General features: G+C 44.8%; 17 protein-coding genes. 7 read left to right on the top strand and 10 right to left on the bottom strand.

Annotated features, from left to right (window positions below; all coding sequences use genetic code 11):
• Positions 1 to 80: 80 nt before the first annotated feature.
• The 3 genes from AB4482_RS21515 to AB4482_RS21505 all read right to left on the bottom strand — a co-directional run bounded on the left by AB4482_RS21515 (position 81) and on the right by AB4482_RS21505 (position 4,369).
• Positions 81 to 1,865, bottom strand: a complete 1,785-nt coding sequence (locus AB4482_RS21515) for an ABC transporter ATP-binding protein (protein WP_372181629.1) — start codon at positions 1,863 to 1,865, stop codon at positions 81 to 83.
• Positions 1,859 to 3,622 (bottom strand): ABC transporter ATP-binding protein, encoded by a 1,764-nt coding sequence (locus tag AB4482_RS21510; RefSeq protein ID WP_372181627.1) that lies wholly within the window; start codon positions 3,620 to 3,622, stop codon positions 1,859 to 1,861. Before AB4482_RS21510 ends, AB4482_RS21515 begins: the two co-directional genes overlap by 7 nt.
• 228 nt (positions 3,623 to 3,850) lie before the next feature.
• On the bottom strand, positions 3,851 to 4,369 hold the full coding sequence (locus AB4482_RS21505; protein ID WP_372181625.1) for an NUDIX hydrolase: 519 nt from the start codon (positions 4,367 to 4,369) through the stop codon (positions 3,851 to 3,853).
• 302 nt (positions 4,370 to 4,671) lie between these two features.
• Between AB4482_RS21505 and AB4482_RS21500 the strand changes: the two genes are divergently transcribed.
• A complete protein-coding gene (locus tag AB4482_RS21500; RefSeq protein WP_017059521.1) occupies positions 4,672 to 4,932 on the top strand; it encodes a DUF333 domain-containing protein in 261 nt (86 codons plus the stop codon).
• Between the two features lie 130 nt (positions 4,933 to 5,062).
• Here AB4482_RS21500 and AB4482_RS21495 read toward each other — a convergent pair whose 3' ends face one another.
• Positions 5,063 to 5,941: a YdcF family protein gene (locus tag AB4482_RS21495; RefSeq protein ID WP_017064809.1), complete on the bottom strand. Its 879-nt coding sequence runs from the start codon at positions 5,939 to 5,941 to the stop codon at positions 5,063 to 5,065.
• Between the two features lie 356 nt (positions 5,942 to 6,297).
• On the opposite strand from AB4482_RS21495, the gene AB4482_RS21490 reads away from it, so the two are divergent.
• The 3 genes from AB4482_RS21490 (at position 6,298) to AB4482_RS21480 (ending at position 10,545) form a co-directional block, all read left to right on the top strand.
• Positions 6,298 to 7,668, top strand: a complete 1,371-nt coding sequence (locus AB4482_RS21490; RefSeq protein WP_017068616.1) for an L-serine ammonia-lyase — start codon at positions 6,298 to 6,300, stop codon at positions 7,666 to 7,668.
• A 415-nt stretch (positions 7,669 to 8,083) separates the two neighbouring features.
• Positions 8,084 to 9,562, top strand: a complete 1,479-nt coding sequence (locus AB4482_RS21485; protein WP_372111590.1) for a peptide MFS transporter — start codon at positions 8,084 to 8,086, stop codon at positions 9,560 to 9,562.
• Positions 9,563 to 9,762: 200 nt separating this feature from the next.
• Positions 9,763 to 10,545, top strand: coding sequence for a siderophore-interacting protein (locus AB4482_RS21480; protein WP_372111588.1), 783 nt, complete (start codon positions 9,763 to 9,765; stop codon positions 10,543 to 10,545).
• A 133-nt stretch (positions 10,546 to 10,678) separates the two neighbouring features.
• Here AB4482_RS21480 and AB4482_RS21475 read toward each other — a convergent pair whose 3' ends face one another.
• From AB4482_RS21475 to AB4482_RS21450, 6 genes are all read right to left on the bottom strand, one after another.
• The gene (locus AB4482_RS21475) at positions 10,679 to 11,581 is read right to left on the bottom strand and encodes a multidrug transporter (protein WP_372111585.1); all 903 of its coding nucleotides are present in this window, start codon (positions 11,579 to 11,581) and stop codon (positions 10,679 to 10,681) included.
• A 137-nt stretch (positions 11,582 to 11,718) separates the two neighbouring features.
• Positions 11,719 to 12,423 carry a phosphonate utilization transcriptional regulator PhnR gene (gene phnR, locus AB4482_RS21470; RefSeq protein WP_004730140.1) on the bottom strand — a complete coding sequence of 235 codons (705 nt, stop codon included), beginning with the start codon at positions 12,421 to 12,423 and terminating at the stop codon, positions 11,719 to 11,721.
• 68 nt (positions 12,424 to 12,491) lie between these two features.
• The gene (locus AB4482_RS21465; protein WP_371704956.1) at positions 12,492 to 14,201 is read right to left on the bottom strand and encodes a putative 2-aminoethylphosphonate ABC transporter permease subunit; all 1,710 of its coding nucleotides are present in this window, start codon (positions 14,199 to 14,201) and stop codon (positions 12,492 to 12,494) included.
• Between the two features lie 21 nt (positions 14,202 to 14,222).
• Positions 14,223 to 15,332, bottom strand: coding sequence for a putative 2-aminoethylphosphonate ABC transporter ATP-binding protein (locus AB4482_RS21460; RefSeq protein WP_004730144.1), 1,110 nt, complete (start codon positions 15,330 to 15,332; stop codon positions 14,223 to 14,225).
• A gap of 227 nt (positions 15,333 to 15,559) precedes the next feature.
• Positions 15,560 to 16,981, bottom strand: coding sequence for an FAD-dependent oxidoreductase (locus AB4482_RS21455; protein WP_372111582.1), 1,422 nt, complete (start codon positions 16,979 to 16,981; stop codon positions 15,560 to 15,562).
• Between the two features lie 120 nt (positions 16,982 to 17,101).
• Positions 17,102 to 18,112, bottom strand: a complete 1,011-nt coding sequence (locus AB4482_RS21450) for a putative 2-aminoethylphosphonate ABC transporter substrate-binding protein (protein ID WP_372111580.1) — start codon at positions 18,110 to 18,112, stop codon at positions 17,102 to 17,104.
• Between the two features lie 367 nt (positions 18,113 to 18,479).
• On the opposite strand from AB4482_RS21450, the gene phnW reads away from it, so the two are divergent.
• From phnW to phnX, 3 genes are all read left to right on the top strand, one after another.
• Positions 18,480 to 19,583 carry a 2-aminoethylphosphonate--pyruvate transaminase gene (gene phnW, locus AB4482_RS21445; protein WP_372111577.1) on the top strand — a complete coding sequence of 368 codons (1,104 nt, stop codon included), beginning with the start codon at positions 18,480 to 18,482 and terminating at the stop codon, positions 19,581 to 19,583.
• Entirely contained in the window at positions 19,583 to 21,004 is a 1,422-nt protein-coding gene (locus AB4482_RS21440) for an aspartate aminotransferase family protein (protein WP_372181622.1), read from the top strand. Before phnW ends, AB4482_RS21440 begins: the two co-directional genes overlap by 1 nt.
• 92 nt (positions 21,005 to 21,096) lie before the next feature.
• The gene (phnX, locus tag AB4482_RS21435; protein ID WP_372111571.1) at positions 21,097 to 21,915 is read left to right on the top strand and encodes a phosphonoacetaldehyde hydrolase; all 819 of its coding nucleotides are present in this window, start codon (positions 21,097 to 21,099) and stop codon (positions 21,913 to 21,915) included.
• Positions 21,916 to 22,109: the final 194 nt, after the last annotated feature.

The raw sequence follows: 22,109 nt of genomic DNA, 5'->3' as shown, positions 1-22,109 counted from the left end.
ACTAGAAAAGAATAGAAATTGGTGAAACATAAGCAACACCAATTCATAGTATCGATAACGGTAAACCTGATTTGAGGTGATCAGGCAACCGTTATTTGAGAATCGCCCGTTTCTACAATCGATTCTTTTAACAAGCCAGCATAAATACCATTGTGTGCCACCAGCTGTTGATGATTACCTTGCTCAACAATTTCACCCTTTTCCAACACCAAAATCGTATCTGAGTGACGAACGGTACTCAAACGGTGTGCAATCGCAATCACGGTTTTTTCCTTGAAAAGGCGCTGCATTGCTTTTTGAATCAGGTCTTCAGTGATTGAATCTACCGAACTGGTCGCCTCATCAAGCATCATCAATTGACCACCCTGTGCAACCGCTCGAGCGAACGAGATAAGCTGCGTTTGCCCTACAGACAAGTTAGAGCCGTTCTTTTCCAAGTGGAAGTCATAACCTTGTGGCAATTGTTCAATAAACTTATCGGCATAAACATAGCGCGCCGCCTGTTCAACCTCAGTTCTAGATAGATGCGTTTTGCCCAGCGCGATATTGAATTGGATGGTCTCTTCAAATAAGTGCACGTCTTGCATCATCATTGAGAACAAATGAGCAGAGTCTTCACTTGAGATCTGTGACAGCTCTATTCCATTCAACAAAATGCTGCCTTCATAGTCTTGGTAGGCTTTAGAGATCAGACGCAGAATCGTCGACTTGCCCGAGCCCGTCGAACCCACAAGCGCGATTTGATGCCCTTTCTCCAATACAAACGAGACATTCTTTAGAACGTAGGGAGAGTCGTCTTTGTAGCGGAAGCTTACGTTCTTAAACTCTAGGCTCACAAACTGTTCAAGCTGCTTCTCAACCTTGTTAGATGACAACAGGTTGCGCCCTTCTTCTTCAGTCGGCTCAACAAACAGCTCTTCAATATGGTCAAACGCTGCAAATGAACTCTGAATCGAAGCGATCTGCGAAGTAAAGTCACGAATCGGAACAAACACTTTCTCTAAGGTGTTGATGAACGCAATCAGCACACCCAAGGTGAGCGCCCCTTCTAACACTTGCTCAGAGCCATACCAGATCATAATCGCGATAGTGATGGAGGTGATGCCAGAGATAAACGAGAACAAAATCGCATCGTATTTATTGATCTTCTTCTGCGCTCTTAAAAACTCATCGGTATAGCCTTGGTAGCGTTGCTCGACTTGCTCTTCCGCTCGGTACATCTGAACGGTTTTCATGCCAAATAAGACTTCTTGTAAAAAGCCAATACCGCGAGCGAGAGAAGAACGAGTCACCTTATAGAGAGCACGAAGTCGGTTTCGTACATAAACCGTCAAATACATCACTGGTGGCATAATGATCAATACAATCATCGTTAACTGCCAATCAATAAAGAACATCATCACTAACAGAGCAATGGTATTGATGCTGTCTTTAACTAGCCCGACAACCGACTGAACAAACGTCTCGCCGATGGTTTCCAAGTCACTGGTTAATCGTGAAAGCGTTACCCCAATCGGTGTGTTATCAAAATAGCTGCGTGGCAGTTTGAGCACGCGAGCAAACAATACTGAGCGCATGTCAGTTATCGTGTATTGACCAGTTTTACGCAGATTGTACGAATAGGTGGTATCCACCACATAACTCGCCACCAGCACGGCAACGAGATAGAAGACGTATTCGAGCAGACCATCCATATCCCCGTGACTCAGGTGAACATCGATCACTTGAATGATCAGCCAAGGGAACAACAAGCTCGTGATGACAGAAAGAGGAAGCATAGCGATGCCCAGAATCGCAGAGCCTTTGTATTTCTTAGCAAACTTAAAAAAGTGCTTGAGGTACTTGAGATCAACACGTTTTAACATGCTGCTGCCTCCGTTTCATTCTGCTGTAGTTGCCATGTATCGTAATAGTAATCACAGGTTTTCAATAACGTGGCGTGGTCGCCCTTCGCGATCACTTTACCTTCGTTCAACACGATGACTTCATCCATATATTCAAGGGCATTAACGCGGTGTGAAACCACAAGAACCGATTGATTTTCCAAACGTTTAAACAAACCTTCCAAGATCTTACGTTCTGTTTCATAGTCGACAGCCGATAGAACGTTATCCATGATGATCAGGTCGGTGGGTTGCAATAAAGCACGCGCAATACTTAAGCGCTGCTTCTGACCACCTGACAACATGATCCCTTTCTCACCGACTAAGGTTTGATCGCCGTGTTCAAAACGTGTCACATCACTAGCCAACTGGCTGAGCTCTAGCACTTCATCAACCTGACTCTTTGCCAAATCGGTATCTAGGCTACCAAAGCGGATATTGTCTTCGACGGTTGCTGAAAACAGGTAAGGGTCTTGAGTCACGGTTTTCACGTAACGGCGTAAGTCACTGCGTGAGAAGCCAGTGACATCTCTTTCACCAAGGAAAACAGAACCTTGTGGTACATCCAAGTGGTGGTTTAAGCAGTTCACTAATGTCGTTTTACCCGCTCCGATCCCGCCTAACACACCCACTTTCTTACCTGTTGGAATATCAAAGCTGATGTCATCGAGAATCACGCGTTCTTCACCTGAATAGCTGAAGCTGAGATTGCGAACGGAAAACGTTTTTCCCTTCAGTGATTCAACATCTAGTTCAGTCAGCTTATCTTCATCAAGCTCCGGGACTTTGGCATTAAGAATGGTTTGTGCACTTTGAATACCTACCATGCCACGCTGATAAATGGTCGCGATTCTGCCAAGTTGCATCAATGGCATAGCGAGCAAAACCGAGTAAGTCAGAAAGGCGGTAATCTCACCAAGTGTGAGTTCCTGTCTCATTAACATGTAGCCACCAAGCCCAAGAATGATGATTTTCATCAGGTCATTGGCGTAGTCGAGTACCGGCATAAAGAAGACTTGAATGCGTGTAATTTTAAGGCGGCATTCAAGCAATAACTGGTTCAGCTTTTCAGTTTCGGCTTTCACCCAAGGTGACATCTGCTGGCTCTTAATCAAGTCAATCCCAGACAGGTAACTCATTAGTTGAGCAGACAGGTTTTGTAGACGCTTCATGTGCTCTAAATGCAGCGTTTTCATACGCTTGAAGCCCACACGGAAAATCACAAAAGCGATTGAGATAGGAATGATCGAATACAGTGTGAGTTCTGGCGATATGCGCCACATGTAAAGAGGCGTCAACGACAACGCAAGCAAGGCATTGAAGAACTGCAAGAAGCCGACACCAAACAGCAGTCGAATGCCACTAAGGTCATTGTTGATAATCGAGATCAGTCGACCCGAAGCAAAGCGTTCGTGAAAGCTGCTCGGTAAGCGATTCAACTTTTGTAGAAGTGTACTTTTAAGTGCGGCCTCTGTAATTCGCCCCGGATTAAGCGCATAGATACGAGACAGAATTCTCACCACCACCATGGCAACCGACATCCCGACCACAATCCAAACATAGGTTTGAAGCTGTTGGTGGCCAGTTGAAGAGGCATCATCAATCAAATCTATCGCCAATTGGATATAACGAGGGATCTCTACTTGTAACCAGTTGACGAGAAAGATGAACACAATCGCCAATAAGTACGAGGTGCGATTCATGCGCAGATAATGGGCAATAAACTGTCTTTTATTCATAGTATTCTTTGTTTAGGGCAGGCTCACAGCGAGATTTAACGATATAACCGGGCAGTTAAGCTAGATAGGTTCATCGCTGAGGTAAAGATACATCAAAAACACTTAGTTGACAATATCAACCATATTCAATAATTAGTTTCCGCTATTAAATTTTAGCATTGCTAGAAACAATTTTGCCGCCAAAAGTGGCGGCAAATAAATAGCTTAGCAGGCTAGTATTGATAACGGCTAAAGCATCTCTTTGGCAATCAAATGCAGCAAAAAGGTTTCACGTTCAATACTCATGCCCTTCTTAGGGCTCTCTGCCATGGTCTTTTCGTTATGAGCGATCGCTTCATGGATATTCATCCACACCGGTTTCATCCCGTTTTTCACTTCATAATCTTCGTAAGCCGTTTCACCAAGCTCACGATCGATCTTGCATGAGTAGCAGTAAGAAATCATGTGTATCATGTCTGCATCATCTTTGTACCAAGGACGAAACTCTTCAAAAATGCCGAACGGCTTGATGCTATGGATATTCTTCGCGCCAGTCTCTTCTTCGAGTTCACGAACCATACCTGCGATCACATCTTCCCCTTCATCCAAACCACCACCAGGAATGGTGTAGTCGTGATAACGCTCTGTATACAGCATCAGAATGTCTTCACCATCTAACACAATGGCACGGGCAGCGTTGCGCTTATAGACCGTTTTATTGTCTAGATGGTCGATATCAGGATGGATGGTTGTTTTTAGGTGTCTCATGATTCTGACTGCTCTACTGAATTTGGCGGCATCATATCATAATCATCAATAGATTCGAGGTTCACAACCGCTAACCAGAACGGATCGGACGGGGATATTCCTACGGTAACTTGAATCCACTTAGCTTGATCTAACACTCAAAAAGTCGTTAAACATGAAGAAATATCAACCTATTTCAATATCTTGACCAAATTAGGACAACCTTTTCTGAAATCTAAAATATACTAATTTCATAGAGCTTCTCATTTGGTTCTGTAGAACTTAACGCATTCGATTATAGAGTTATCACGTAGGAGATAGACATGAAGAAAATTGGTTTGATGGCTGTATGTGCCGTTGTATTAGGCGGTTGTGCAAACGACTATGCAGAATATAGCGAGGGCCAACGTGTTTCAGTCGCTAACCCAGCAGCGGTTTATTGTGTTCAACAAGACGGTGAATTAGACACGGTTACTGAAAACAATCAGCGTACAACTTACTGTGTATTCGATGACGGCGAGCGCATTGAACAGTGGGAGTACTACCGCAATAACCATGAGCAAGATTCAGAAAACCAAAGTTAATCACTGTAAAAAAACACATGAGCCTTCTGGCACAATGTTATGGGCGATGATTACGTTCGAGCGGTTAAAAACATCGCTGAAGAAGGCACTGAACTTCTAGCTTTTGGCATCACGAGAAAGAAATAATCACCTATCGCCACCAGCGATGTGTGTGATCCGATTCCGGATCTAAATAACGATTCAATAAAGTCAGGTTAGTATCTAGTAGAGCTAGGTATTCCCTGACTTTTTTTACATCGGTACCCACTGAAGTCTGCTGGATACAGCGCTCCAATGCTGGGAGTAAACTCTCCACAATGTCAAAGTCAGATGAACGTCCAACGAGCTCTTTGGCAGTGATCAATGCTTCCAAAGACAGTCTTTCTGGCTCTCGTCTAACCAACTCTAAATCTCGCTTAAATGCGCCCGCACAAACACCTTCAAGATAAACTCGGTAGGTCGTCAGTACGTCCATCAACAGAAACAATTGCCCCTGAGCACTTTGATGTGGGTATGGCACCGCAACATGAGCCTCCAACCTGCGATCTATTTGCTGCTCTACCCCAAGTGCGGAACACTTCTCGATGAGAACTTTAAGCAAACCTTGCTCGCCCATGAGCGATTGAATCTCGAATATACGTTGTAAATGGTAGTCATTCGAAACGAATGTCACTTGCACACTTTGCCCGCGAGTAAACAGCCCGCTTGCAATCATCTCTGAGGCCAAGTTCTGTATGTTCTCGACAGTGTTGGTCGAGTGCTGCTCGAGCAAAATCGCCCCTAAAGAAAACGGATGTTCACGCTGCTTTTCAAGCTTTCTAAAGTACTGGTGCATCGCGTCGGCTTCAGACAGTGTTTGCCCTTTTGTTAGCCCACCACAAAATGCTACCGCAGTTTGCTGATTCGACTCTTCTACCAAAGGCTCCGCCAGATACTCAACCAAAGCATCAACTCGACTGATTCCTTCATCAGTCAATTTATTCTCATTAAGTCGCTTACCCAGCACAATAAGGAGGTGATTAATGCTCATTTTATGTTCAAGTCTCGTTTTGGGGATTAGATGGAGTGAATTATGTATACAATACTTGTTAACAAAAGTATTTTGAAATTCTTATATGTTGCTCGCAATAATGCTCACTATTGATAGCGACATCTTAGGTAATACAAGAATAAACGTGTCGCTTTACAGCAAACATAGCACGCTCTTGTATTTCATCGCTCTATGCTTGTTAGCACTAGTCGATAAAAGAGCCCTTTCAATCAATGAATACGCTCTATCGCATAACTGTTTCACCCACAGAACAGGTTCACTCAAAGAAGTGCAACTAACCAAATACAAATTTTACACAGAGTTCGTCCATCGAACCGTCTTCACAGGAAGTTACTATGCTGTCTATTTTTGATATCTACAAAATTGGGGTTGGACCATCCAGCTCCCACACAAATGGACCAATGATCGCTGGGTTTAACTTTACCCAAAAAATTGATGCTCAGCTTAAGCAAGTGAAGCGTATTCAAATCGACTTATACGGCTCGTTATCATTGACGGGTATTGGTCACCACACAGACAGAGCGACCTTGTTAGGTTTGCTAGGTAACCGCCCCGACACCATTAAAATCACCAGTGCTAACCAAGCAATGCGTAAGGCGATTGAAGATAAATCTCTATTGGTTAGCGGTAACCATGAAATTTATTTCGATGTAGAAAGCGATCTGCTCTTCCACAAAACTAACCTTCCGTTGCATGAAAATGGCATGACTATCTCTGCCTTTGACGAAAGCGGCAGCCTTCTGGATATGGAAACCTACTACTCGATTGGTGGTGGCTTTATCGCAACCGCTGATGAGCTACAAAACGGCAAACAGGAAGCAGAAACTCAAGTTGAGTTCCCTTTCTCTTCTGCTGATCAGTTGCTTGAACTATCCGAACAACAAGGACTGAGCCTTGGTGGCTTAATTCTACGTAACGAAGTTTCATTCCAAGGTATGGATGTGATTGACCAGAAAGCCGACCAAATTTGGAAGGTGATGTCTCTGTGTATGCAGCGTGGCTTTGACACGGAAGGCATCCTTGATGGCGGCCTAGAAGTCACTCGTCGAGCACCTGCTCTGCTTAAAAAGCTTGAAGCGAATGCCTCGATTGAAAACGATCCAATGGAGATCATGGATTGGATTAACCTATTTGCCTTTGCCGTGAGTGAAGAGAATGCAGCGGGCGGTCAGGTCGTGACATCACCTACCAACGGTGCAGCTGGGGTTATTCCTGCGGTATTGATGTACTACCATCGTTTCATCAAGGAGCTAGACACCAAGCAGCTTAAAGACTTCTTGGCAGTCTCTGGCGCAATCGGCATCTTATACAAAACCAACGCTTCGATTTCTGGCGCAGAGGTAGGTTGTCAGGGTGAAGTCGGCGTTTCTTCATCAATGGCCGCAGCAGGCCTAACTGCCCTACGTGGTGGTAGCAACGAACAGATTTGTATTGCCGCTGAGATCGCGATGGAACACTCACTGGGCATGACATGCGATCCGATCGGTGGCCTTGTTCAGGTGCCATGTATCGAACGTAACGCAATGGGTGCAATGAAAGCCATCAATGCATCGCGCATGGCGTTGAAACGTACCAGCAAGTGTCTTATCTCGTTAGACAAGGTTATCGAGACCATGTATCAAACAGGTAAAGACATGAACAAGAAGTACCGTGAAACTTCTCTAGGCGGCCTGGCCGTGATTCACATGGCACCCCCGTGTGAGTAACAGACAGGAACACGAGTAGAGAAAGCCTCTATAGAGACGGCATTCTTGTAAACTTAGTTTTCAATATCTCAACAAAGCCAGCCACCAAGCTGGCTTTTTTATTGGCTAAAGCCCAGCAGACAATTGAAAGTGATACTCACTCAAAATAACTTATAGAATGACTACCTCTAACTTTCCCTTTATTAGTTCATTACTTAGCCACAAATGATGATGGCTAAATTTCATACCGCCATGCATCCACTTGCAAAATCTAACGTTGCAAACCTCATTCATGAGAAATATGAATGCACTCATAAGAAAAGATATATCGAGTAAAGTTCTGTTTGGGACAGATATTTCAGTTTATGTATTACTACTAATGATATTATAATCGGGTAATTACACTACATATCAATACAAACGTGAGAATAAAATAATGTGGAATAGATTAAACAAATCAATGATGTTCTGCCAAATGATGTTCGGACTTTCGTTCTATGGCGTCATGGTGATCTTGACTCGTTTCTTCCTTGAAGATCTGAACTACAATGAAGCCGACACCATGATGGTTGTTGGTGCTTTCTCTGCAATCGGACCGCTATTTGCTATCGCAGGTGGCTTTATCGCCGACAAGTTTTTAGGCGCCTACCGATCTTTAACCATTGCCTTCCTAGGGTTCGCAAGTGGTTACGTTCTACTGGTACTTGGTGCAGCAGCAACCAATGTTCCGATGGCATTATGTGGTATTGCGTTAGCAAGTTATGCACGTGGTTTGATGTCCCCTTCTTACCCAAGTCTTTACAAACGCACGTTCAAAACTCAAGAAGATTTTGAGAACTGCTACCCAATCAACTACTCAGTAAACAATATTGGTGCTCTGTTAGGCCAATACCTGTTCCCAATGCTAGTACTTGTTGTTGGTTTCCACGGTGGTTTCCTTCTTTCAGCGGTGCTAGCCGGTGCTGCGCTTCTGATGATGATCTTTGTTCGCAAAGGCCTTGTTGAAGCAAGTGCTGAAATCGACCAAAAACCAGTAAGCACTAAAAACTGGGCAGCGTTCCTTGGTCTTTCTGCAGCAATGATCGGCTTGGTATTCTTCATGTTCTCTAACATGGATATTGGCCAAAACATCGTGTACGCAATCGGTGGTGCAGCGATCATCTACTTTGTCTCTTTGATGATGAAATCGAAGAAATCAGACATGCTAAAAATGGGGACTATCTTAATCATCACATTCCTGACGACATGTTTCTTCGTGTACTACGGTCAGATGATGACTTCGATGACAATGGTAGCGATCAACACAATGCGTGGCGATCTATTTGGTTTCATCCCTGTCGCACCTGAAGCTTCAATGGCAATGAACCCACTATGGTGTATGGTTGCTGGCCCTATCATCGCGGGTATCTTCTCTAACCTAGAAAAGAAAAACATTAACTTCTCAACTGCAACCAAAGTCGGTTTCTCTTTCATCCTTACGGCTATCGCTTTCGGTATCTTAACGATGGCAGTAACAACCGTTGGTGAAGATATTCTGATTCGCCCTGAAGTGTTCTTAGCAATCCACTTCTTCCTAGCATTTGGTGAGGTTATTGTTGGTTCTATGGTTGTAGCCTTCATCCTGTCTGTTGCACCTAAGCACATTGAAAACTTCTCAGTAAGCTTGTTCTCTGTTGCTATCGCACTATCAGGCATTGTTGGCGCGGTATTCTCAACGTCTATTGCACTAGAGAAAGGTCAAGAGATCACACAAGAGATCGTGCAAACGGTTTACGGTGATTACTTCCAAATGCTGACTGTTCTTGCCGTCGTGATGGTAGGTATCGCAATGGCAGCATCGTTCATTATTCGTAAGATGCTAGAAGCTGCGAAAGCCGCTGAAGAAACGATTGAACTAGAGCAAGCAAACAGCTAATTCTGTTCGCTGAGTCAAACCAATCCTAAGAGCCCTTTAGTTTTCTAAAGGGCTCTTTTTTGTAGGATCCGTTTCTCAATAGGATCTGTCGTATAAGTTAGGTAGTACATGTGTAAATCAAAGTAAATGATAACTATTAGTATTGAGTGTTTTTTAGTTCAGGATTATGATGTGGAAATCCAAATCTAAGAGAGCCTTATATGAGCAAGCCTAGCCCTATCACATTAACCGTTACTCAAACCTCAACAATTACTCCAAACATGCAGCGCATAACGCTTAGCGGTGAAGGATTAAGTAAATACCCAACAGAATGTGCCGGCGGCTACATCAAGCTTTTATTCTCGCCACTTGGCACGACTGATTTAAGCCAGCTAAACGAAGGTGAGCGCCCAACCATGCGCACTTACACCATTCGTCAGTACAATCCTGTAGAGCAGTGGATTGAAGTTGATTTTGTTCGCCATATCACTACAGATTTGCAATGTGGTTTTGCGGCTCGATGGGCAATGAACGCAAAAGTGGGTGACACGGTTTCAGTGGCTGGCCCTGGTTTAATTCAGGGGCTTAACCTAGAGTCAGACTGGTTCTTCTTAGTTGCAGACATGACGTCCCTACCTGCGCTTTCTGCAAAAGTAAAAACGCTCCCAGAAACAGCAACGGGGCACGCTATCATTCAGATCAACTCAGCAGCAGATAAGCAGGTACTTGAGACTCCTCAAGGTATCAAAGTAACCTGGTTGATTGAAGATGAAACCTCAGAGTCACTTTCACAAACCGTGCGCAACACAGAATGGTTAGAAGGTCAGGTTTCAATATGGACAGCGTGTGAATTTGAAAGCATGCGTGAGCTAAGACAATACTTCCGCAACGAAAAAGAAGTCGCGAAAGAGAACATCTACATCAGCAGCTACTGGAAACGTGGTGTCACTGAAGATGGCCACAAAGTGTTGAAACAGCAAGATGCTCAAGCTTTAGCGGGTTAAGTCTTTTACTACCTACAGCTTCTTACTAGATAAAGAGAAAACGCCCTTGACGAAGTTTGTATCGCTAAGGGCGTTTTTGATTTAGCTTAATATAGATGCCTCTGCACAAATATCCAATCGTTCCGGCGAGCTTTTAAGTCAATGAGATAACTAAGCCAGCAATAATTAGAGAGACGCCTACACCGCGAGTCGCGTGCCACTTTTCCTTTAAAAAGTAGAACCCCATCACTACGCCGAAGATGATACTTACTTGCCTAAGAGCAACAACCAAGCTGACGTTCTCAGTCATGGTCATCGCAAACAACACCAAACCATAAGTCGAAGCCATCATGATGCCGGCCACTGTGGCTCTCTTTCGCAGTATCCAAGCATTAGTAAACTCGATTCTTTGGTTGGTTACGAATAACCAAACACTGAGTGGAATCACAATCGCCCAAAACTGAATGCCTAGATAGAAAATCGCGGTGTGCTTGTTAGTTATAACTGGTGTGCTCAAAGGCTCGAGTAACAAAAGCGCTTCTTTATCAATGATGGAATAGCCAGTGGTACCAATGGCCGCGATCAACGCCCACAGTACGCCAAGGTTGAGATACGCTTTTAACCTAAGATCTGAAAACTGCTTAAGTGGTACAAACAAGCAGCCTAATGTTATTAAAGTGAACCCAATCCATTGATTAGGTGACAGCTCATAGCCTATCAACACCGTGCCTAAACCCACCATCAACACAGGCAGTGCCCGTGCCATTGGGTAAATCACACCGATATCAGCTTGTTTATAGGCCGCGCCTAACCCAATCAAATAGATGATTTGACAGATCCCACTCAAGAAAACCAGTTGCCAGAATGGAAGTAAGATATTTGACAGCCCTACACTGTGAACATACCAGATCAAGTAAGGCGTCAATATCGCGGCAGCGGCAAAGCCAGAGGCTAAAAAGAAAGACGAGCCCGAGCCTTGATTAGATTTACCTAGAACGTTCCAACCCGCGTGAAGCAAAGCCGAAATGATCACGATTACAATCGCAGAGAATTCCATTTCATTCCTAAATTATTGATGAATTAGCACAACGGCTGACAACAGGTGATAAAAAAGGCCTCCGAATAAGAGACCTTTGAGCGTTTCAATTGGGCAATCCTGCATAATTGCAGATATGCCAACGTTATAACGTATGACTAGCGCTCTAGCTGCGCGATTGACTCAATACTGATCGCGTCATGACGCCAATACTCAATATCACAGTCAATCAGGTCGCCGTTTTGGTTGTAGTTCACACGCTCTACGACCATTGCAGGAGAACCAGAAGTCGCACGCAGGGCTTGCGCGGTTTCGCCAAGCAAAGACGTTGTGCTCACTCGGTAACGGATCTTCTGATACACCACGCCAAAGTGCTCACGGTAGATGTCCGTCAACGATTTAGACAAGTCATAATCAAGCAAATTAGGGAACAGCTCAGGTCGAATGTAGTTGGTCACATACACAACCGGCCTATCTTCAAGATAACGAACTCTGTCGACTCGATAAACGTCCGAAAAAGGTTGTAACTCAAGAAGCCGAGTCGCCTCCTTGGTTGCTAACATGCCTTTCGCCGCCACCAATTCTGTTTTTGGCTTACGATTCTGCGACAAAGCCATATTCGTGAAGTTCAGTGTTTGTGTTGGATCGTAGCGCAGTGGCGCTGGAGAGATAAACCAACCACGTCGGTCTTCTCGATAAATTCGTCCTTCCGCTTCAAGTGAAGACAAGGCTTCACGTAACGTAACTCGTGTTGTATCAAACGATTCAGCCAGTTTGCGCTCCGCAGGCAGCTTCTGTCGTGGTGTTAACATCCCCGACTCTATCTGCTCTACGATGACGTCTTTGATTTTTACGTACTGCACTTCATTTCCTTTTATTCTTGTTCTTGTCGTCAGCCATTCCTTGGCCAACTGCAATATAAAATGGTTCGCTAGCGTTTGCGCCAAGCTTGGGTGCGCTTCTCGAATAACTTGTTGATTAACATATGAATCAACTTCGCGCTCGCTGCCGATATCATGATCATCACCGCCATGGCAGCTGCTGCACCCGTTTGTCCCGCATCATCCATATTCAGTACTGAAACTGACGCAGGTATCGTATCGGTAGAATACAAGAATACTACCGCAGATGTCGTGGTAAGTGCATTAATAAACAGGTATGTCGCAATATCTAAAATCGCAGGCAGACAAACGGGTACCGTCACCTTAAAGAACAGCTTGTATTGCGGTAGGTTAACCGAAGCCGCCGTCGCTTCTATTTCCTCAGGCAGCTGTTTTAATGCGGTTAACGCTGTCATGTGGCCGACTGTGTAGTAGTGAACCACCGTATTAATCACCAAGAACGCCATCGTGCCATACAAGAAGTTGAGTGGGTTACTCAAATCATTAAAGTAGAAGATATACCCCAAACCCAACACCATACCCGGAACGGCCATCGGTACCACACTGAGCATTTGCATTGCTTGACGAACAGGACCAAATGCTCTGCCCTTCTCAATGCAGTACGCGCCTAAGAAAATCAATACGGTACCGATGATCGCAGTCCAAGCGCCGAGGGTTAAAGAGTTGAAAAATGGCGTCCAACCATAAGTACTCATCTCTGCGAAGTTATAGTTATTTAGCGTTAGCGTTTTATTCCAAGGCCAGAAAGTGACCATAGATCCGTATATCGCCATGCCTAGCACGATAACAACAGCCACTGAAATTACGGTGCAATAGAGTAAACACACGCCATCACGTAGAGTGTTTGGCTCTGGTTGGTAAGCGACGGAGCGAGTATCAAACAAGCTCTTTTGTTTCTTTTGAACCCAGCGGTCAACGGTAAATGCAAGCAACGCAGGCAATAGCAATAGGATGCTAGTCACCGCGCCCATAGAGAAATTCTGTTGCCCTACTACCTGTTTAAAGATATCGGTAGACAGAACGTTGTAGCTACCACCAATCACCTTTGGCACACCAAAATCACAAACCACCAGCGTAAACACAACGATCAAGGTACTTATCAAGCCGTATTTTGCCGCAGGTAACGTCACCATGAAGAAGGTTTTTAGCGATGAAGTATTGAGTGCACGTGCCGCCTCATAAAGACGAGCGTCAGAGGTTCTCAATGAAGTAGTCAGAATCATTAAGGCGTGTGGAAACGTCCAGAATATCAGGCCCAGTGAGATACCAATCAAGCCGTACACCGAGTTACCACCTAAGACTTCTTTAGCGATACCTTGATTACCAAATAAGAAGATCAAACTGATCGCTGGTAGCAATGAAGGAGCCAGAATAGGCGCTGAACCTAGCACTTGAAAAAGCCCCTTAAAAGGCATGCATGAACGAGTCAAAGCATAGGCATAGCCAAACGCTAATACTCCCACGACAACGGTCACTAACAACCCAAGCGTGAACGTATTGCCTACCGACTGCCACAGGCTTTGAGAAGCAAAATACGTTGCGAAATTCTGTAATCCTACAAATTCTCCGTCTGCATTCTGAACGCTTTTTTTCAACATTGCCCATAGTGGCATCAGGATAAACAGCGTCATGAACACAGACAAAAAGGCCAACAGCCCAAATAGGATTACGTTGTCTTTACTTAATCGAGCAAGAAAAGGCTGTACTCGTCGTTGAATTAGCAGCTTAGATTGCATCATTTGAGTCGATTCCATGATTATTTACGCCGCCTCGTCTTTCATCACTTGCAGGCTTTTCGATGGGTAAGCTCTCAGGCCTTCTTGGTCAAACGCCACATAACGAATATCACTGCGACGCAGCTTCAATCGATTGAACTCTTTGACTGATACATCAACGATGATCTCTTTCGCCGTGGAGTCATGTTGCAATTGACACTCAACACGATAAAACGCCCCTAAGAATTCGCTTGATACGATTCTCACGGGTAATGACTCACTAAAACGATCCACAAACTGGATTTGCTCTGGACGAACGGCAATATCGAAAACATCACCAAGTTTTGGCGTGAGGTTATCTAAACCCGGCAACGGTAGCATCGACTCAGCAATACGTATCTTGCCTTGCGCTGCGACAGAAGCTTGAATGAAGTTCATGCTACCAACAAACTCAGCCACAAAACGACTGACAGGTTTTTGGTAGATCTCTTGTGGAGCACCGACCTGCTCGATAACACCATGATTCATCACGACAATACGGTCGGCCATCGTTAAGGCTTCATCTTGGTCGTGCGTCACCATGATAGTGGTGATACCCAACTTGCGTTGCAGTTGGCAGATCTCGTCACGCAGATGTGTTCTTACCTTCGCATCCAACGCAGAAAGAGGCTCATCGAGTAGCAACAAGCCTGGAGACAACGCTAACGCGCGAGCCAGAGCAACACGCTGCTGTTGTCCGCCAGACAACTGATTCGGATACTTTTGGCCAGACGTTGGTAAGCCGATGGTCTCTAACCAAGACTCAACCGTCTCAAGGGCTTCTTTGGTCGACATGCCTTGGTTTTTCAGACCAATCGCAATGTTTTCTTCCACAGTGAGATTTGGAAACAAAGCGTAAGATTGGAACACGATACCAAAGTCGCGCTTTTCTGGTGGCAAGAAGGTCGTATCATTACCGTTCTGCTCAATAGAACCTGAAGTTGGCAAGTCTAGACCTGCAATCGCACGTAATAAGGTGGTTTTTCCACAGCCGGACGGGCCAAGAAAGCAGACGAACTCGCCTTTATCTATCGATAGGGAGATGTCTTTTAACGCTGTAAATTGGCCAAATTGCTTTACAACGTTTTCAATATTCAAATAAGTTTGGTTGCTCATACTACAGCACTCTCTATATGGTATATACCAAATTTAAACTGAGAATATTGCAGTTGAGTGACAAATTTATAGTAGCTAAATGACAGTTATATTGCAGATATAATAAGCATTAAGGATTGCTATTTGTTCAGCATTCACAGTTCGTTCAACGTTGAAAGCCCTCAGTGACTTGCCCATAAATCACTGAGAGCCTTAATGTAAACTTCTAATTTAAACGCAAGATTAATCTATGATTCAACCTTGTCGGCTTTGCCCGCCGCACCTGCGAGTTTGGATAACTGTTTATCTAGCCACAATGGCGTGTTACCCGAATCTTCCGCGTTCTCTTTTCTTCGTACCGCATCACGCACCATCATCGCACCTACCCAACGAAATGGCTCTGGCGGGAAGTGTCCTAACGGGCCTTTAGTTAAACCGCTTCGTGTCCAAGCATTGTCGATATCGAGCACCTTTGCTGACAAAATCTTCCCGCCCATACGGGTTTGAGCAACGCCATTGCCTGAATAACCAAGCCCATAATAGATGTTGCTTTGGCCTTTTAGGTTACCGAAAAATGGCAATCCGGTAACCGAACGATCTGAGCCGCCAGACCAGTTGTAATCGAATTCACTTTGTTCCAATTTAGGGAACAGTTTTTGGAACGATTGATTGAGAATCGGCAGGTAGTTAGTCGTTTGGTTAAACATGCTTTCAACTTGATTGGCAAACGAGAATTTATTGCCGCCTTTGCCCAACATGAGTCGTCCGTCCTGGGTATCTCGGTAGTAGTGGACAAAGATACGCGAATCCACCACCGCCGCCCCTTTCTCTGGGCCAAACTTCTTGAGCTTTTCAGGAATGGGCTTGGTCACCACCATATCTGAAGAGACAACCACAATGCTGCGTTTGAACTCTTTGAAGTGATCGAGCATCCACGCATTGAGTGCCAAAATCACTTTATCCGCAAATACTGACCCGCCTTTGGTTTGAATTCGAGCGGGAGAGCCATAGTCGAGTGATGTCATCTCTGTGTTTTCGTGAATTTCGACACCCAGTTCAAGCGCGACTCGGCGCAAACCTCTAGCCAATAACGCTGGCTGCACACTACCCGCAGCTTCTGAGTAGTAACCCTCAATATGGCGTTCAGATCCCGCTTTATCAGCCAAAGAATTATCGCACTTCTTCCAGCTATTGATACCCTGCTTAACCAGCTCATTAACAACAGGCTCCATTCCACCCTTTTGAGCTTCATTGGTCGCCGTGTAGTAAGTTCCGCTGCGATATAGATGCGCGTCAATCTTGTGTTCGTTACAGAAGGATTCGATCTCGTATATAACCTTTTCCGATTCCTTAACCAACCATTTCGCTTGTTCTTTTCCATAGAGCTTTTTCAGCGTCGGATACTTGGTTGACCACGTCAGCATGCAACCGCCGTTCGCACCAGAAGCACCGCGACCACATAGGCCTTTTTCAATCACGACAACATGCTTTTCGGGTTGCTGTTGTTTGATTAAAATCGCCGTCCATAAACCCGTATAGCCACCGCCAACAATGGCGATATCACAGTTGACATCTTTTTGGAGCGGCTTAGCCGAATCTAGCCCCGCATTGATGTTGCCGAACTCTTGTTCCAACGCTTGCTTGAACCAATATGAGTAGTGCTTTGTCATTTGTTGTACCTTACTTAAAACCTGAAGGCGTAAAACTAAAAAAGGAAGACCGAAGCCTTCCTTTACTGATTTCTAACTTCTAATGAACTAAATAGTTAAGTAACTGACTAGGTCGTCAGATTAAGATTTTGGCTCTGATTTAGCGTCAAACTTGTCAGACCATGTTTTAAGAACGTCGGCACGTTCGCTGCCCATGCGAGCGAAGTCCATTTTTGCCATGTTCTTTTCTACATTAGGGAAGTTCTCTGCTTTGCCTGTCACATCTTTGTGACCAACAACTGGGTACATTTCGATGTAAAGCTCATTTGCCGCTTTAGAAATAGACCAATCGATAACACGTTGTGCTGCATCAGAAGGCTTAACAAGACCTACCGCTTCAGATTCCCAGCCGATGCCTTCAGGCGTAATCACTGAAAGTGGAGCGCCTTGAGTTTTCAGCTTAGCGCCACGGCTCGCCATAGAAATACCGATAGCGACTTCACCCATGCCCGCTTGAACACATGGCTTAGAACCAGAGTGCGTGTAGTGAGCGATGTTTTGGTCTAGCTTCTGCATGTAGTTCCAACCTTGGTCTTCACCCATGTTTTGTAGCCAAGCAGACACTTGCATATAACCCGTACCAGAAGACGCTGGGTTTGGCATCGCAATATGACCTTTGTAGATAGGCTTGGTTAGGTCATCCCAAGATTTAGGTGCTGGTAGGTTAAGTTGTTTCGCTACCGCTTCGTTGAAACAAACCGCATTGAAGAATGCATCGTTGCCATACCAAGCTTGAGTAGATTGCGGATCGTTGAGGTTTGAGCGCAGCGCTTCTACACCTTGAGGCGTATAAGGTTTCAGGACGCCCTCTTCTTTAAGCAATGCCATTGAAGAACCCGCAAGGCCCCACACCACTTCTGCACGAGGGTTGTTTTTCTCAGCTAATAATTTTGCCGTCATGATCCCGGTTGAATCACGAACCCATTTGATGTTGATGTCTGGGTTTTCGCTTTCAAAAGCATTTTTGTACTTCGCTAAGATGTCAGTTTCAAAAGCGGTATAAACCGTCACTTCCTGTGCCGCATAAGCGTTACCAGCTAATAGTGTGACTAATGCTGCAAGTGATCCTTTCATAAAACGGTTTTTCATCATTTTCTCCAGTCAGGCCCTACTCTAAAGTGAGAAGCTGCCAAAATTAAAAATTGCCAAAGTTAAAGTTGTTAAAGCTAGAAGCCCTATCGAGAGGCACCTATATTCAAAAATTCATTCCAGTTGTTGGCACACACCCCACATATTGGTATGTACCAGATTTCAATTATTAAGCTAACTGGCTTTTGTGACGATTAAATGAACGAAAAATGGCAATTTAAAGATCGAAAACTTTCTCAAGACAAGTGACCATTTTTAATATGAAGCTTTTGTGAAAATGATGTTTGGGCTATTTACGACCGTTTAAATTGGTTGTTAAAGTAGCTCTAAATATTGGTATAGTCCAAAATTAAAATCACGAGAGTTGAACATGAGAAACGAATACTTACTGCTGACACCGGGCCCTTTATCTACTTCTGAAACCGTTCGCCAAGCGATGTTAAAAGATTGGTGTACTTGGGATGATGAATACAACAAAGACGTTGTTGAAGTGATTCGTAGCAAGCTAGTGACTTTAGCGACTAAGCAAGCGGGATATACAAGCGTATTAATGCAAGGTAGCGGCACCGCTTCGGTAGAAGCAACAATCGGTAGCGTTATCTCTAAAAATGGAAAACTTCTTGTTGTTGATAACGGTGCGTACGGCGCTCGTATTGCTCAAATCGCAGAATACTTAAACATTCCATGCCATGTCGTTTCCCCAGGTGAAACATCACAGCCTGACTTGAACGAAATGGAAACGGCATTGGCCATGGATTCAGACATTACTCACGTTGCGATTGTGCATTGTGAAACCACGACAGGCATGCTGAATCCAATTGAAGACATTGCCAAATTGGCAAAACAGCACAACAAAACCGTCATTCTCGATGCAATGTCGAGCTTTGGTGGCATCCCTATGGATATCGCTGACTTAGGTATCGATTACATGATCAGCTCTGCAAACAAGTGCGTCCAAGGTGTACCGGGCTTCGGCTTTGTTATTGCTAAGCAATCGGAACTGGCAAAGTGCAAAGGCCAAGCTCGTTCATTAAGCCTTGATCTGTTTGACCAATGGCACTGCATGGAAAGCAACCACGGTAAATGGCGTTTTACCTCTCCGACGCATACAGTGCGTGCTTTCTATCAAGCTCTACTTGAATTGGAACAGGAAGGTGGTATCGAAGCTCGTCATAATCGCTACCAAACAAACCAAACCACACTGGTTGCAGGTATGCGCTCTCTTGGTTTTGAACCTCTGTTAAATGATGAACTTCATTCACCGATTATCACCTCTTTCTATTCTCCAACTCATAGCGATTACCAATTCAAGGAATTCTATGACCGTTTGAAAGAACAAGGTTTTGTGATTTACCCGGGCAAGGTTTCAAACGCCGACTGCTTCCGAATCGGTAACATCGGTGAAGTTTACCCTTCTGACATTGAAGCCCTCATTGGCTCAGTTAAAAACGCAATGTACTGGGACATCAAATAATGACGATGGCCAATCAAGATTCTGTTCTAAAGGCGACACACTTTCGAAGCGAAGGCGATGTGAACACCACGCCAGCGCGTGAGAAATGGAACGAGTCGCTAAACGATGAGGCGACTCAAGCGATGTTAAAACGCGACTCAGACGTGTTTCTTCATCAAGCGATGTCAACACCTTGCCTAGACACACTTGAAGCAGCCGAAGGCATTTACATTCAAGATGCGACTGGCAAAAAGTACATGGACTTTCATGGCAATAATGTCCATCAACTAGGTTATGGTCACCCTCACATCATTCATAAAGTGACTCAGCAAATGGCGTCATTGCCGTTTTCACCACGTCGCTTTACCAATGAAACAGCCGTTCAATGCGCTGAAAAGCTGACACAGATCTGCGGTGGTGAGTTGAACCGCGTGTTGTTTACACCGGGTGGTACTTCGGTTATCGGCATGGCACTCAAACTGGCTCGACATGTCACCAACAACTTCAAGGTCGTTTCACTGTGGGACTCATTCCATGGCGCGTCACTGGACGCAATTTCAGTGGGTGGTGAAGCTTGTTTCCGCGAAGGCATGGGCCCGTTAATGGCTGGCGTAGAACGTATTCCACCAGCCGTCTCTTATCGTGGCGCTTTCCCGTTTAACGAGAATAGCGCAGTCAATGCAAACGAAACTGCATGCGACGTTCACTATGCCGACTATTTAGAGTATGTGATTGAAAAAGAAGGTGGCATTGGAGCCTTCATTGCCGAAGCAGTGCGTAACACAGACGTTCAGGTTCCAAGCAAAGCTTACTGGAAGCGCATCCGTGAGATCTGCGATAAGCATAACGTCATGTTGATCATCGACGACATTCCAAACGGTATGGTTCGTAGTGGCGAATGGTTCACTCACCAGGCCTTTGATATCGAACCTGACATTCTTTGTATCGGTAAAGGTTTTGGCGGGGGCTTGGTTCCAATTGCAGCCATGGTCACTAAAGACAAATACAACACGGCAGCGCAAGTATCACTTGGTCACTACACCCACGAGAAAAGTCCTATTGGCTGCGCGGCGGCACTGGCTACGATGGAAGTGATTGAGCAAGAAAATCTACTTGAAAAAGTACAAGCGGACAGCGCATTCGTGCGTGAACAACTGCTTCAAATGAAAGAGAAATACCCAGTCATTGGTGACGTTCGCGGCATCGGCCTGCTCTGGGGAGTGGAATTGGTCACTGACCATATCACCAAAAACCGAGCGTTCGATGAAGCAGAAGCAGTACTTTACCAATGTCTGAACGATGGCCTGAGCTTTAAGGTGTCACAAGGTAACGTGATTCAATTGAGCCCGCCATTGATCATCAGTCGCAGCGAGCTAGAAGTCGCTCTGTCTGTATTCGAAAAAGCGATAGCCAAAGTCTGCAAAGATTTTGAATACCTTTAATTCTCGAAATCAACATTTAAACCAATAACCTTAAACAACCATTTGTTTCCCAGAACTTTGAACTGGGAGTGACACAAAAATAGGACACTATTATGAACACGACATCACCTATCCAAGCGGTTATCTTTGACTGGGCCGGCACTATCGTTGATTTTGGGTCGTTTGCTCCAACTAGCATCTTCGTTGAAGCATTCAAACAAGGTTTCGACTTTGACATCGACTTAGCTGAAGCGCGTGAACCTATGGGGATCGGCAAATGGGACCACATCCAAGCAGTGGGTCGAATTCCAGCTGTTGACGCTCGTTGGAAGGCTCAGTTCGGACGCTCCATGACAAGTGAAGACGTTGACGCGATCTACGCGGCATTCATGCCTCTTCAAAAAGCGAAAGTAGCCGATCACGCAGCACCTATTTTGAATGCGATAGAAGTGGTCAATAACCTAAAAGAGAAGAACGTGAAGATCGGGTCTTGTTCAGGTTACCCACGTGAAGTGATGGATGTTTTAATTCCTGCTGCTGCAGATTACGGTTACCGACCAGATAACGTGGTAGCGACCGATGACTTACCTCAAGGTGGTCGCCCTGCTCCATTTATGGCACTGAAAAACGTAATCGATCTAGGTGTAACTAGCGTTGCTGCGTGTGTAAAAGTAGACGACGCAGCACCGGGGATCGATGAGGGTCACAACGCAGGCATGTGGACAGTTGGACTTGTATTATCGGGGAACGAAGCAGGCTTAACGTATCAAGAATATTTAGATGCAGACGAGACAACACTTGCAGCTGCACGTGAAAAAGCAAGCGTTAAGCTAAACAAATCAAACCCACACTACCTAATCGATACCATTGCAGACTTACCTAGCGTAATTGCAGATATCGAGAAGCGTTTATTGGCGGGTGAGCGTCCATAACGGTAATCACCTAGATTACCCAACCAAACATTCCGTACACATGAAAATGAAACCTCATATCGCCTAAAAATGATACGAGGTTTCTTCGTTTCCAACATTTGAGACAGCAATTAATTGACAAAAACCTCTGTAAATAGCACCTTAAATATATAATTTTTAACAATTTCATTGACCATAATAAGCAACTGTACTAA

This window comes from Vibrio sp. 10N.222.55.C7 (assembly GCF_041473335.1).
Taxonomy (GTDB): Bacteria; Pseudomonadota; Gammaproteobacteria; order Enterobacterales; family Vibrionaceae; genus Vibrio; species Vibrio crassostreae_C.
The sequence above is the reverse complement of the archived record's forward strand: the minus strand, read 5'-3'. Positions and strand labels throughout refer to the sequence as shown.